We start from the raw sequence: 14,053 nt of genomic DNA, 5'->3' as shown, positions 1-14,053 counted from the left end.
CCGGTGCCGTCCGGTCCTGTCCTACGGAGTGTCCATGACTGCCGCAGAACCTCAGAAGCCCCCGCGCCCCCCGCACCCTCTCCAAAGACGCGCGCTGCTGCGAGCCGCGGCAGTCCTGCCCGTGGCCGGCGCGGGCGTCGCCGCCTTCGAGATGCAGGCCCAGGCGCAAGCCCAGGCTCAGGCCGCCTCCACCTCCTCGGCCGCCTCTTCTTCAGGCCTGGGCCCCGGCTCCGCCACCGCGTCCCACGCCGGCCGGTTCGACCCCGCGAGCCCCCGCTTCGTACTGGCCGTCCTCCCCGACACCCAGTACCTCTTCGACGCCGACAGCACCGACCCCGCCCCGCTGCGGGAGGCCTTCCGGCATCTGGTCGCCGAGCGCGGCGAGGCGAACATCGCCTTCATGACGCACCTCGGTGATGTCACCGAACACGGCACCGAGGACGAGATCGAGCGCGCCGCCGACACCTTCCGGACCATCCACGGCAAGGTGCCCTACAGCGTCCTGGCGGGCAACCACGACATCGCCTCCGGGGACGACCAGCGCGGCGACTCCGCGTACCTCGCGGCCTTCGGGCCCGCCCGCTACAAGTCCATGCCGACCTACCGGGGGGCCTCGCCCGACGGCTACAACACGTACCACGTGCTGACGGCCGCGGACCGGTCCTGGCTGGTCCTGGCCCTGGACTGGCGGATCTCCGACAAGGGGCTGAAGTGGGCGCAGGGCGTCCTCGACGCGCACCCCACGCTGCCCGCCGTCCTCACCACCCATGACATCGCCTGGGCCGACGACGACGGCAAGGCGCAGCTGTCGGACAACGGCAAGCGCGTGTGGGACGGGCTCATCCGCGGCAACGACCAGATCTTCCTGGCGCTGGGCGGCCACTACTGGCCGCCGGGCCGCACGGTCCTGCGCAACGACGAAGACAACGATGTCCACGTCCACATCACCAACTACCAGGACCGCTACTACGGCGGCGCCGGAATGATCCGTACGTACGGATTCGACCTGGCGCGGGGCGTCATCGACGTCGAGACCTTCTCGCCGTGGCTCCTCGCCCGTGATCCGGAGAAGCGGTCGCCGCTGGAGGCCGAGACCATCGAACTGACCGGCGACGCCGACCGGTTCAGCCTCGACATCGACTTCGACGAGCGCTTCAAGGGCTTCGCGCCCGTCGTGGTGCCGAAGCCGCGTCCCGCCTCCGCGGTGATGCCGCGCGGCACGGTCGCGTACTGGCGCTTCGACGCCTCCGGGACGGCCGCGGGCGGCACCGCGGGCAAGCCCGTCGCGGACGGAGCCGTCGTGCGCGACCTGACCGGCAACGGGAACGACCTGACCGTGAACCGGCTGGCCGCCGGCGGTTCGGACGCGCTGACCTGGTCGCCCGACCACCATCCCGGCCAGCCGGCGCACGCCAGCCTCCGCTTCGACGGCGGCAAGAGCCCGGACCGCGGCGCGACCCTCACCACGGGTGCCCGAGCGGCCCTGAACAGCGAGAAGTTCCTCCGCGGCTACACCATCGAGACCTTCATCAGGCTGCCCGAGCCCTTCGAGGGCGACCACTCCTGGATGGGCATCCTCAGCTGGGAGGGGCGCAACGGGGACGCGGGCAAGACCACGGGCTGGTCCCCGCTGGAACCCACCTGCAGCCTCAACCTCTCTCCCGAGCGGTTCCTCCAGTACGTCGTCTATCCGCAGCGCCAGGACGCCGACCCCACGTCGTGGAGCCACGCGGTGCCGGTCGGCCGCTGGATGCACATCGCGCTCGTCAACGACGGCCGCCGTACGGTGATGTACGTGGACGGCTCGAAGATCGCCCGCAACCCCACGCAGCCCTCCACCGGCATCGCCACCCTCGGCAAGCCGTTCGTCATCGGCGCCACGCAGTTCGACGAGAGCTTCGGACAGGGCTTCTACGGCTGGATCGGTGACACCCGCATCGTGAACCGGGCATTGCCCGTACGGGAGTTCCTCACGCCCTTCGAGTGAGGTGTGAGGGTGCGGGGCCTTCGCGGGCGACCGTCCACGAAGACCCCGCACCCGTCCGTCCCCTCAGCCGTTGAACGCCTCCGCCGTGAGGCGCGGCTTGTGCGAGGACGGGAGGGCCAGGGCAGGCCAGGACAGGGTGACCGTCCGGGACTCGCCGGGCAGCAGCCACAGGTAGTTGTCGCTGTAGAGGGTCGGCAGCACGCGGTCGCCCGTCTTCTCGTCCAGCAGCGACAGCCGGACCATGGCGGCGACGGACGCCCCCTGGTTGCGCACGGTCGCGGTCAGTTCGTGACGGGACCCGGACCCGGAACGGGACAGGCGGGTGACCTTCGAGGAGACCTTCGCCCGTGGCACCCGCGTCAGGGCCCGCATCGCGGCCGGGGTGCGGTAGCGCCAGTAGGTGTTCCGCGACAGGACGCGGCCGTCATCGTCCTCCAGGGTCAGGCGCAGGAGGTGCAGTTCGGGCAGATCGTCGGTCCAGCCGACCGTGAACGCCTTCTCGGTGGCGGCCGGTGCCACGTCCAGCCGCGCGCTCCGGTCCTTGCCGAGCTGCCGGCCCGAGAGGTCGAGCAGCCGCGCCGAGACGACGGCCTTCCTCAGGTTCTTGCGCGTGTGGTTGACCGCGATGACCTGCCCCTCCGGGTCGGCCTGGACGTGCAGCGGTTCGCAGGCCGAACGGGCCCCGAAGTAGGTGCCGTTGACGTCGAAGTCGTAGTCGTAGGTCTGCCATACGGTGCTGTGCCAGGCGGGGTGGGACATCCACAGCATGAGGCCGCTGGCGTTGTCCCACAGGTTCGCGTTCCACGCCTCGAACATGGCGCGCGTGTTCTCGTAGTTGACGAACTGGGCCTTGCGGGCGAAGTCGTCCAGGTCCGTGGCTGTGCCGAGGCGGGCCTCGACGGCGGCCTTGTAGTTCTGCGGCGCCTGATTCCCGCGCTCGCTCCAGTCGTGGTAGTACCACGCGCCGCGGATCGGCCACTCGGGCTCGTCGCCCGTCATGTTCCGCATGCTGGCGGCGGTCGAGACGACGGGCATGCCGATCTCGGTGTGGAAGCCGAAGTCCTTGCTGCCGTACGTGGCCGGGTCGAAGTACTTGTCCGGCTCGACCCAGCCGTACGGGCCGCCGCCGGTGATGATCCCGCCGGCCGAGTTGTTCTGGTAGAGCAGGCCGGGAGCCTGCTCCTCGACGGCCTCGCGCATGCCCTTGTCGATGGCGGCGGGCGGGTTGCCCTCGTTGGCCCCGCACCAGATCACCACGCTCGGGTGGATCCGGTAGCGCAGCACGGTGTCCCGCGCGATCGAGTTGAAGGCCTCGTGGTCCGGCGGGTCCATGGCCCAGGCGTTGGGGAAGTCGTTCCACACCAGGATGCCGTGCTCGTCGCAGGCCGCGAAGAACTCCTCCCGGTCGCAGGTGCCGACCCAGTTGCGGATCATCGTGAAGTTCATGTCGCGGTGCATCCGCACCGCCGCGTCCATCCGCTCCGGCGGCATCCGGCGCAGCAGCTCGTCCCAGCCCCAGTTGCCGCCCCGGGCCAGGACCCGTACGCCGTTCACGCTGATCTTCAGCGGGTCGGGGGTGTTGGACACGGACCTCACATCGGTCCAGGTGTCCCCGTCGTCGGACACCTGGATGACGTACGTCTTCGGGTAGGCCGGTTCCCACACGACGGCCACCCGGTCGAACCTCTTCGCGGCGCCGAGGTCGACCTGGATCCACTGGTGGTCCTCGTAGGCGGAGGACCAGCGGGTTCCCGCGTCGCCGTCGGTGGCGTTCGCGGCCGGGTGGTCGGACTCCTCGGTGGACGCGGTCGCCTTCCGCCGCAGGGCCAGGTCGGTGCCGGGCTCGGCGCTGTCGATGACGCCGAGGGACCACAGGGAGTTGCCCCAGCTCGTGTTGCGCACCCCGCAGGCGAGACGGACGTACCGGGCGGTGCGCGGCGCGAAGTCCTCGACCTGGAGACTGGCGTTGCCGCTGTTGAAGGGCAGCGGTATCGCGCCGTTGTCCACCGACTTCACATCGGTCCAGGTGTCGTCGTCCGAGGAGACCTGGACGACGTAGGTCTTCGCGTACGCCTGCTCCCAGGTCAGGTCGACCCGGTCGAAGGACTGCTGGGACCCGAGGTCGACCCGGATCCACTGGTCGTCCTCGTAGGCCGACGACCAGCGGGTGCCGGGATCGCCGTCGGTCGCGTTGGCCGGACCGCGGTCGCCTCCGTCCTCGCTCGACGCCTTGGCCGGTGCGTGCAGGGCGAGGTCGGCCGAGGGCCGGGCACTGTCGAACACGGCCAGCGTCCACAGCGAACTGCCCCAACTCGTGGCCCTGGTAAGGCACTTGATACGTACGTATCTGGCTTCCCGCCGGTCGAAGGTGACGGACTGGGTGTACGCGTCGCCGGTGGAGGTGAACGGCAGCGGCACCTCGAACTCGTAGCCGAACCGGCGGATGCCGAACCGGGTGGTGCGGCGGTCGCTCTCGGCGCCGTCGACCGAGGCGGTGAGGGTGAGGTCGTGCAGGGTGGCGTCGCCGAGTCCGTTGGGCCACCACAACTTCGGGTCGCGTACCCGCAGTCGGCCGTACGCGTCGGGGGTGAACGTGACGTCGACGCTCTTGCCCGCCGGGACGGTGACGACCTTGCTGACCCGTATGCCGCCCGTACCGCCCGTACCGCCTCCGACGTCGAAGGAGGCTGACACCGTCGTCCGGTGGTCGGCGGTGTCGGCGTTGCGGACCGGGACGACGATCGTCAGTTCGGCCACGGACACGTCGGGGAGCTTCGGCAGGGCGGTGTCGACGCGGGGGTCGCCGATCACGACATGGCCGGTCGATCTCAGCCGGACATGGTTCCAGATGCCCGCGGCCCGGTCGCGTACCGCGGGCATCCAGTCCCAGCCCGAGGCGGCCAGGTAGGTGGGGGAGTTGAGGTTCATCTGGTTGGCGCCCGCGTCCACCCAGGCCTCGCCCGCCGGGCCCTTGTCGCCGGGGCTGCCGGGCACCGGCATCGGTGTGATCCTGACCGCGAGCGCGTTGGCTCCGCCGCCCGTGGCGAGCAGTTCGGTCACGTCGTGGGACGAGCGGGCGAAGGGATAGGTCAGATCGCCCACGTGGTGGCCGTTGAACCAGATGTCGGCCGTGTGGTTGACGCCGTCGAACTCCAGCCAGACCCGGCGCCCCGCTCCGGTGCGCAGGCCCCGCGGCAGCTCGAAGTCCCGCTTGTACCACCACGAGTGCCGGGAGAGCGCCTCAGGCACCTGGAGGTTGTTCAGCCCGACCACGGGATCGGGCAGCTTGCCCTGGTCCACGAGGGAGGCGAGCACCGTGCCGGGCACGGTGGCGGGCAGCCATGTGCTGGTGTCGGCGGACGTCTTCGACAGCTCCTTGCCGTCGCCGTCGGCCCAGTCGTCGAGGGTGAGCCGCCAGCCGGACTCCAGCGGCACCGTGCCGTCGGCGGCCACCGTCAGCTTCGGCGCGGGTCCGTGACGGGTGCCCCAGTCGGTCCAGCCGGTGGCCGACGGCCGGTGCCCCTTGGCGTTGCCGTGCACCTCGAAGCCGTTCAGGCCCAGCGGGTTGGGGTTGGAGCGCCTGCGTGAGGTCATCCGCACCCAGCGCGCGGTGACCGGGCGCGGAAGCTGGATGTCCACCACACCGCCGGTGCCCGCCGTCGTGCGGTACACGCTGGTCCAGGAGGTGTGGTCGGTCGACGTCTCGACCACGAAGTCGACCGCGTAGCTCGACTGGATCTCCTCGCCCGTCGTGCCACTGGCCGGATTTCCCGTGGTGGGAGGCGTGAACACCGGGTCGCTCGCGTCGCCCTCGAAGGTGAGTCGGATCCAGGTGACCTCGCACCGGGCCTGCAGATCGATCGAGATCCACTGCGGGTCGCCCGCCCCGGCCCGCCAGCCGCTGCCCCGCACGCCCGGCGAGGTGAGCCGGTCGACGACGAAGGAGCCCGGCGTGGGCGCGTAGGCCGTCGAGGAGACGGCGACCGGGCGGTGGAGCGCGAGTTCGCCGGGCGGGGCGGAACCGGCCGACCCCTCGCCACCTGCGGCGGCGGCAGTCGGCAGGGGGGTCAGGGCACCGAGGCCGAACCCTGCCAGCAGGGTGGAACCCGTGGTGACGACGGATCTCCGCGACAGCCGGCGCGGCGAACTCGACTGATCTGTCATGAGCGTGATGTCCCATCAGAAGACAGCTGCGCGAGCCGGACACGACGCGGCTCGCGGGAGGCACTGACAACGTTGCCAAAGGCTGTGACGCGGAGGGATTCCTGTCAACCCCTGCGACATGACCCACCCGTCTTTCTATTAAATTAGGAATTAATATTGACAGCGTTTCGGCCACGCGCCACAGTCTTCGCCGTGACGTCGGCGGCCCCTGTCACAGTGCGGCCCGCGTCACGCCCCCGTGCTTCCCAGCGCCCTCGTGCTTCCCAACCATCGGGAGAGGCAAGTGACTTCACACCCGCAGGTCCGCACACCCGCGGCAAGCAGACTGACCCGCCGTGCCACCACGGCCGCGATAGCGACAGTCCTGGCGGTGACCGCGGCCCCAGCGGCCACGGCACAGCCGGCCGTCGACCGGACCGCCGTCGACCGGACCGCCAGTGGCCGGACCGTCGTTGACGGGACCGCCGTCGATCAGGGCGCGCCCGAGTACTACGACAGTGGTCTCGCGCCCACGCCCTACATGGGCTGGAACACCTACTACGGGCTCGGCGCACCCACCGAGAAGGAGGTGCGCTCGGTCGCCGACAAGCTGGTGAGTAGCGGTCTGCGCGACAGCGGCTACGACATCGTGTGGCTCGACGGCGGCTGGCAGGCCGACAACCCGCGTGACGCACAAGGCAAGCTGGCCGCCCATCCGGACCGCTTCCCCTCCGGCATTCCGGCCCTGGTCTCCTACCTCCACAAGCGGGGTCTGAAGGCGGGCATCTACACCGACGCCGGCGCCTACGACGGCGGCAAGAGCTGCGGACTCGGCAGCAGGGGCCACTACGAGGAGGACGCGCGGCAGTTCGCCGGCTGGAAGATCGACGCGGTCAAGGTCGACTTCCTGTGCGGGATCGGCGCCAAGCTCGATCCGGGCCCGGCGTTCAAGGAGTTCAGCGACGCGGTCGCCAAGTCGGGCCGGAAGATGCTGTTGAACCTGTGCAACCCGCTGACCGACGACTGGGGCGTGCCGCACACGCCCGAGCAGGACGCGCACAACTCGTACGTCTACGCCCCGACGATCGCCGACTCGTGGCGCACGGGCACGGACATCGCCTGGGGGACCCCGACCGCCGGGCAGTGGCCCAACGTGCTGCGCAACATGGACGCCAACGCCTGGCACCCCGAGGCGCAGGGTCCTGGCCACTACAACGACCCGGACTACCTCATCCCCACCCGGCGCATGAGCGACGGTTCCCTGGAGCTGACGGAGGAGGAGTCCACCACCCAGTTCGTGATGTGGGCCGAGATGGCCTCGCCGCTCGTCCTGGGTTCCGATCCCCGTACGTTGTCGCCGTCGATGCTCAGGACGCTGCGCAACCCGGAGATCGTCGCCGTCGACCAGGATCCCCTGGCCGTCCAGGGCGTACGGGTGGCGAGCGACTCCGTCGGTGACGTCTACAGCAAGGTCCTCCAGGGCGAGGGCCGGCGCGCGGTCGTGCTGCTCAACCGCTCCGACGAGCCGGCCGAGCGCACGGTCCGGTTCTCGGATGTCGGGCTCGGCGGGGCGGTGAAGGTCCGCGACCTGCGGGCCCGCACGGACCGGGGCGCCCACAGCGACACGTACACGGTCGAAGTCCCCGCGCACGGGACCGCGTTCCTGAAGCTGACCGGCGCCGACGCCCTGCCTGGGACAAGTCTGGGGCAGAAGGCCGGCGCCAGTCCGGCCGTGACGCGCGAGGGCGACACGCTCACCACCTTCCTGCGCGGGCCGAACGGCTCCCTCGTCCAGCACACCCCCACCTCCGACGGCGGGGGCCGGACCCGGGACCTCGGTGGTCCCACGGGAGGCAGGATCCTGGGGCAGCCCGCCGCGTACGCCTCGGCCGGCGGCCGGATCGACGTCTTCGTGCGCGGGGCCGACTCCCGGGTGTACCGGCGGGTCCTCAACGGCGGGCACTGGGGCGCGTGGCAGAGCCTCGGCGGCCGGGTGACCGACGCGCCGACGGTGGCCTTCACCGACCCCGGCCACTGGACGCTGGTCGCCCGCGGCACCGACGGCGAGGTCGTGCGGCGCGGCCCGTCGTCCGGCTGGTCGTCGCTCGGCACACCCGGTGGGCGGCAGACGTACGGGCGGCCGTCCGCCGTCGTCGACGCGGACGGGCAGGTCCACGTGGCCGTCCGTACCGCGGCGGACGACGTGTGGACGCGGTCCCGGACGGCGTCGGGGGAGTGGTCGCAGTGGACCTCGATCGGCGGGACCGTCAGCGGCAGCCCGACGCTCGTCAGCGTGGGGGACGACGTGGTGCTGTACGCGCGCGCCGCCGACTACACGCTCTGGCAGCAGCGGTACGCGAACGGGGCCTGGCAGGGCTGGACCAAGCGGGACGAGTTCCCGGGTGCCGCCTTCGACGGCTCGCTCGGAGCGGTGGCGGGCCCCGGTGGCACGGTCGACGCGGTGTTCCGCGGCGTCGACGGCCGCGTTCACCTGACTCGCTTCACCCAGTTCAAATAAATTAGTAATTATTCTTGACGTGGCGCGAGCGTCACGCGAATCTGGATCAGCGCGAGCGGGGCCCGGCCGTCAGGAGGGCCCGCCCCGCCCGCGCGGATCCACAGGGAGCCATTCATGACGAACCACCACGCAAGCCGCCGCCGGTTTCTCGCCGGGGCCGGCGCCGCCGGGACAGCGGCGCTGCTCAGCGGCTGTGTCACCTCCACCTCGACCGGCAAGAGCTCGTCGAAGGGCTCGGTGACCCTCCAGTCCAACCTCTCCGCCCCGCAGGCCAAGGCCGCGATGGAGGACGTCGTCGCCGCGTACGCCAAGAAGGGCTCGGGGCGCGCGAGCCTCAACACGGTCGCCGCGGAGACCTTCCGCACCCAGCTGCCGACGTACCTCACCTCCGCCAACCCGCCGGACGTCTACACCTGGTACCCCGGTTCGGTGGCCGACGCGTACGCGAAGAAGGACCTGCTGCTCGACCTCGGCGAGGTCTGGTCCTCACCCGACCTCAAGGGCTACTCCAAGGCCCTGAACAGCCTGTGCACCGCCGCCTCCGGCAAGAAGGTGTTCGTGCCCACCACCTACTACTGGTGGGGCATGTTCTACCGGAAGTCGAACTTCGCCAAGTGGGGCGTGAGCGAGCCCAAGAGCTGGGACGACTTCCTCGACCTGTGCGACAAGCTCAAGAGCAAGGGCGTCAACCCCATCGGCCTGGGCGCGGGCGGCAACACCGCCTGGGTGGCCTCGGCCTGGTTCGACTACCTGGACATCCGGATCAACGGCGCGGAGTACCACCGCGAACTCCTCGCGGGGAAGCACCGGTTCGACGACCCCGAGGTGCGCAAGGTCTTCGACCGCTGGCAGGAAGTACTGCCCTACTTCGACCCGGACGGCACCGCCGTCGCCTTCCAGGACGCCACGACCTCCCTGCTCAACGGCCGCAGCGCCATGATGCTCATCGGCACCTTCTTCGCCGACGCCGCGCCCAAGGACGCCCTCGACGACATCGACTTCTTCCGCTTCCCCGTCATCGACGCGAAGGTCCCGCTCGCCGAGGAGGCTCCCACGGACGGCTACTTCGCCAGCGCCCGCACCGGCCGCCACGACCAGGTCGTCGACCTGATGCGCTACCTCGCCACCGCCGAGGCCCAGGAGATCTACATCAAGGGCTCGTCCGGCACCGTCCTGCCGTGCAACCCCGAGGCCGAGGACGCCGGCACCGCCCTGGTGAAGAAGGGCCGGGCGCACATCGAGGAGGCCACCGAGATCACCCAGTTCTTCAACCGGGACTCCAGCGACGCACTCCAGCCCACCGCGGACAACGCCCTCACCAAGTTCATCGCCAAGCCCAAACAGATCGGCTCCATCCTCACCGACTGGCAGCGCGACGCCGCGAAGATCTGGAACGCCTGACATGCCCGACACGGCGGTCCTGACCGTCCCCGACCGAAAGGCGCCTGCCCCGCCGGCTCCCCGGGGCAGGCGCAACCGGGGCCCGCGCCGCACACCCCCGCTGGTCCTCGCCTTCGTCCTCGTCCCGCTGCTGGTCGAGGCAGTGTGGGTGTTCTGGCCGGCCCTGCAGGGCTTCTACCTCGCCCTCACCAGCTGGGACGGCGTCTCCGCACCGAAGTTCGTCGGCCTGGACAACTTCCGCGAGATGGCCCACGACGACGTCTTCCTCGACGCGACCGGCCACACCGTGCTCTGGCTCGTCCTCTTCGGCGGCCTCTCCGCCCTGCTGGGCCTCGGCACCGCGCTCATGCTCCAGCAGGAACGGCGCGGCGTCGGCTTCTACCGGGCCGCACTGTTCCTGCCCGTCGTCTTCTCCCTGGTCGCCACCGCACTGGTCTGGCAGGCCATCTACCAGCCCGACGGAGTCCTCAACCAGCTCCTCGAATCGGTCGGCCTCGGCAGCCTGCGCCACGCCTGGCTCGCCGACCAGGACACCGCCCTGTACGCCGTGATCGTGCCCGCGCTCTGGCGGCAGATCGGCTACGTCATGGTCCTCTACCTGGCCGGCCTCAAAGGCATCGACCCGGCCCTGTACGAGGCCGCCAAGGTCGACGGCGCCAGTGCCTGGCAGCGACTGCGCCACGTCACCCTGCCGCAGCTGCGCAGCGTCAACGCCGTCGTCCTGTCGGTCATCGTCATCGACTCGCTGCGCTCCTTCGACGTCGTGTGGTCGCTGACCCGCGGCGGCCCCTACCACTCGTCCGAGCTGCTGAGCACGTACATGTACTCCACCGCCTTCCAGTCCCTGCGCCTCGGTTACGGGTCCGCCCTCGCCGTCGTCATCTTCGTGCTGGCCTTCGGCGTCATCTGCTCCTATCTCGTCCGCGCGTTCCGGGAGGCCGACTGATGTCCGCCCCGTCAGCCCCGTCCGCCTCCTCCACCGCGCTGCGCCGCAGGCGGGCCGCGACCGCGGGCTTCCACCTCGGCGCCGGCACCCTGGCGGTCCTGTGGCTGCTGCCCATCGCCCTCGTCCTGGTGACCAGCCTGCGCACCTTCGACGACATCGCCGCACACGGCCTGGGCAGCTGGCCGCACTCCTTCACCCTCGGCAACTTCGGCCAGGCCTGGAACGACGGCGGCCAGCAGCGCGCCCTGATCAACAGCCTGCTGGTCACCGTGCCGGCCGTCCTGGTGACGCTCGCGCTGGCCGCCATGGCCGCGTTCGGACTCAGCCGCTACGACATGTCGTTCCGCCGCTCCCTGCTGCTGCTCATGCTCGGCGGCAACCTGCTCCCGCCGCAGATCCTGCTCATCCCCGTCTCCAAGCTGAGCGAACTGCTGGGCGTCTACGACACGTTGCCCGCGCTCATCGGCGTACAGATCGGCTTCGGTGTCGGCTTCTACGTCTTCGTCCTGCACGGCTTCATGCGGTCCATCCCACCGGAGATCCAGCAGGCGGCCGTCGTCGACGGCGCCGGGCCCTGGCAGATCTTCTGGCGGATCATCCTGCCGCTGACCCGCCCCGCCCTGGCGGCCCTCAGCGCGCTGTCGTTCACCTGGATCTTCAACGACCTGCTGTGGGCGATCACCGTGCTGCGCAGCGACACCAAGATGCCGATCACCGCGGCCCTCATCGGACTTCAGGGCCAGTACGTGTCCATGTGGAACGTGATCGCCGCCGGCTCCGTCATCGCCGCCGCGCCCACCGTGATCGTTTTCCTGCGGTTCCAGCGGCACTTCGTGGCCGGCCTCAACCTGGGAGCGGTGAAGTGACGACGGGAACCGGGCCGGTCGCGACGGGAGCCGGTCAGGTGACCACACCCCGGCGCTGGACCCTGCGCGCCGAGCACACCAGCTACACCGTGCGGCTGTCCCCGGACGGCCCGTGGGCCGAGCTCGAAGCCTGGGGCCCGACCGGCGTCGAGGACGGCCCGTCCGCCTTCGACTGGTCGCGGCGCACCCACTTCATCACGCCCGCGGACGCGGCACCGGCCGAGTATCTGCCGTACGGGCTGCGGCCGTTCACCGGAAGCGAGCTGATCGCCGGGCGTGCGGACGGTGAGCGGGGCTCGTGGTGGCACTTCGACGGCGCGGAGGAAGCGGCAGAGGGGGACGAAGAGGGGAAGTGCGGTCTGCGGCTCGCCTTCTCCGACGATGTCCTGGGCCTGCGTACGGTCCTCTGCTACGAGACGGTGCCGGGCACGGACGTGATCCTGCGCTGGACCGAACTGACCGCGACCACTGACGAACTGCGCCTGGAACGGCTCGACTCGGCCGCCGTGAACATCCCCGTCGCGGGCGCCGCCCGCCTGACGTATCTCACCGGCCAGTGGTCGCAGGAGTTCCAGCGCACCCGACTCGACCTGCCCCGGGGCACGTTCACCATGGGCAGTCTCCAGGGCGTGCCCGGACACGCGTACGCGCCCTGGCTCGCCGTACAGGACGGGGGAGCCGGGGAGGCCCGGGACGAGGGCGCGGCCTACGGCATCGCCCTCGAATGGTCCGGCAACTGGCACATCACCGCGGAGGCCGAACCGGGCGGCCTCGTACGCGTCCGCGCAGGACGGGTCCCGCACGAGGGCGCCGTGCCCCTGGCCCCCGGCGAGACCCTCACGACTCCACGTCTGGCCTGCGCGTTCAGCCCGGACGGCCTCGACGGGCTCTCCCGCGTCTGGCACCGCTACGAACGCAGGCTCTCCGGCGAGCGGCTGCACCGGCCCCGCAAGGTCCTCTACAACTCCTGGGAGGCCACCGGCTTCGACGTCGACGCGGCCGGGCAGCTGGAACTGGCCAAGCTGGCCGCCGACATCGGAGCCGAACTGTTCGTCGTCGACGACGGCTGGTTCACCGGCCGCGGCGACGACACCGGGGGACTGGGCGACTGGTACCCGGACCCGGCGGCCTTCCCGCAGGGCTTCGGCCGGTTCGTCGACGACATCCGGGGGCTCGGCCTCGACTTCGGCCTGTGGGTCGAGCCCGAGGCCGTCAGCCCGGGCAGCCGCCTCCACGCCGAACACCCCGAGTGGGCCTACCGGATCGAGGGCCGCCCCGCCCGGCTGGTCCGCAACCAGCTGCTGCTCGACCTCGGCCGCACCGACGTCCAGGACTTCGTCATCGGCACACTGGACCGGCTGCTGAACACGTACGACATCAGCTATCTGAAGTGGGACATGAACCGGCCGCCCACCGAACGCGGCCGTCCGGGAGCCCCGCACGACGGGCGGCCCGACCTGGACGCCGAGCACGTCGGCGGATACCTGCGCGTCCTGGACCACCTGCGCGCCGCCCACCCCGACGTCACGGTCGAAGGCTGCGCGGGCGGCGGCGCCCGCATCGAGCACGCCACCGTTGCACGCACCGACGTCGTGTGGCCCAGCGACAACACCGCCCCGCTGGACCGGCTGTCCATCCAGTACGGCTTCCTGCACGCCCACGCCCCGCACGTCATGAGCTCATGGGTCACCGACGCCCCCGGGATCTTCGACCCGCGCCCCCGCAGCCTCGCCTTCCGGTTCGTCAACGCCATGTGCGGCGTCCTCGGCATCGGGGCCGACCTGCGCGCCTGGACGCCCGGACAGCGAACCGAGGCCGCCCGGTGGATCGCCCGCTACAAGGACGTACGGGAGACCGTCCACCAGGGAGACGTCCACCTCCTCGGCACGCCCGCGAGCCCCACCTTCGGCGTGCAGTACGACGACCCGCGGTCGGGGCGCACGGTCGTCGCGGCCCTCGGCACCGGGCGCCTCGACGGGGCCCCGCTGCTGCCCGGCCGCCCCGACCGGCTCAGGCTGCGCGGTCTCGACCCGCGTGCGCGCTACCACGACGCCGACACGGACCGTACGTACAGCGGAGCGCATCTGCTCCACTACGGGCTGCCCTTCACCTGGAGCGACGACCACGACGCCGAACTGGTGGTCCTGACACGGCGGTGACAGCGGTCCGGCATATGTTTTCAGGACGTTCCC

Annotated in this window: 7 protein-coding genes; 6 read left to right on the top strand and 1 reads right to left on the bottom strand. The window is 70.8% G+C overall.

Features of this window, described 5'->3' with window-relative positions; translation table 11 throughout:
• The first annotated feature begins 34 nt into the window (after positions 1–34).
• Positions 35–1,987, top strand: coding sequence for a LamG-like jellyroll fold domain-containing protein (locus tag OHS59_RS08025; RefSeq protein WP_328492686.1), 1,953 nt, complete (start codon positions 35–37; stop codon positions 1,985–1,987).
• A 63-nt stretch (positions 1,988–2,050) separates the two neighbouring features.
• Here the strand turns inward: OHS59_RS08025 and OHS59_RS08020 are convergent, their stop codons facing one another.
• On the bottom strand, positions 2,051–6,151 hold the full coding sequence (locus OHS59_RS08020) for a discoidin domain-containing protein (RefSeq protein WP_328492685.1): 4,101 nt from the start codon (positions 6,149–6,151) through the stop codon (positions 2,051–2,053).
• Positions 6,152–6,434: 283 nt separating this feature from the next.
• Here OHS59_RS08020 and OHS59_RS08015 point away from each other — a divergent pair, with 283 nt between their 5' ends.
• From OHS59_RS08015 to OHS59_RS07995, 5 genes are all read left to right on the top strand, one after another.
• A complete protein-coding gene (locus OHS59_RS08015) occupies positions 6,435–8,648 on the top strand; it encodes a glycoside hydrolase family 27 protein (protein WP_443061399.1) in 2,214 nt (737 codons plus the stop codon).
• A gap of 114 nt (positions 8,649–8,762) precedes the next feature.
• Positions 8,763–10,049, top strand: coding sequence for an ABC transporter substrate-binding protein (locus OHS59_RS08010; protein ID WP_328492684.1), 1,287 nt, complete (start codon positions 8,763–8,765; stop codon positions 10,047–10,049).
• Position 10,050: 1 nt separating this feature from the next.
• Positions 10,051–10,995: a carbohydrate ABC transporter permease gene (locus OHS59_RS08005; protein WP_328492683.1), complete on the top strand. Its 945-nt coding sequence runs from the start codon at positions 10,051–10,053 to the stop codon at positions 10,993–10,995.
• Complete coding sequence (locus tag OHS59_RS08000) at positions 10,995–11,861, top strand: carbohydrate ABC transporter permease (RefSeq protein ID WP_328492682.1); 867 nt, start codon at positions 10,995–10,997, stop codon at positions 11,859–11,861. Before OHS59_RS08005 ends, OHS59_RS08000 begins: the two co-directional genes overlap by 1 nt.
• Before the next feature lie 38 nt (positions 11,862–11,899).
• Entirely contained in the window at positions 11,900–14,020 is a 2,121-nt protein-coding gene (locus tag OHS59_RS07995) for an alpha-galactosidase (protein ID WP_328499109.1), read from the top strand.
• The last annotated feature ends 33 nt before the right edge of the window (positions 14,021–14,053 follow it).

The sequence above is a fragment of the Streptomyces sp. NBC_00414 genome, from assembly GCF_036038375.1.
Classification (GTDB): Bacteria; Actinomycetota; Actinomycetes; order Streptomycetales; family Streptomycetaceae; genus Streptomyces.
Note: the sequence above shows the minus strand (reverse complement) of the source record. Positions and strands in the feature narration are given on the sequence as shown.